The sequence below is a fragment of the Xenorhabdus eapokensis genome (genome assembly GCF_001908105.1).
The window spans coordinates 1-417 of sequence record NZ_MKGQ01000190.1; the positions used below are offsets into that span (position 1 = coordinate 1).

Here is a 417-nt window from a genome sequence, read left to right on the forward strand (position 1 = left end):
CCCGGCCATGTTGACCTTAGACCGGCTGGAGGGGGACATGCCGAACGCACTGAGCATGGCGTGAATGCGTTTCCATGCATCGGCTTTCATCCCTGCCGCGGGGTGCGCCTTGATTAATCCCTGATCGGTGCGGTAGGTGTAACCTTCGTTTTCCAATGTGTCGCAGTGCGTCCGGTACTCAACGTAGGCTTCAACCAATAACTCAAGGGCTTTGGCATCCAGACTGGTTAGCACGCCGACTTTATCCAGTTCCCCAGCGATCCGCTCGTGCCAATACCGCCCCATTTTCCCAAAATGTTTGGGGACATTGGGCACCCCTTTTTCCGGCATCGGTTCATTGGCGTTAATCGGGCGTTTTGATGGGTTACCCCTCACCAAACGCAGGTGAGTCGGGGTTGGCGGTCGTCCTGCCATGTG

1 protein-coding gene is annotated in these 417 nt (G+C 56.6%); it reads right to left on the reverse strand.

Annotated elements, in window-relative coordinates:
* Positions 1 to 414: phage terminase small subunit P27 family (locus Xedl_RS20105; RefSeq protein ID WP_074025480.1), on the reverse strand; the 414-nt coding region annotated here is incomplete at its 3' end.
* Positions 415 to 417 lie beyond the last annotated feature (3 nt).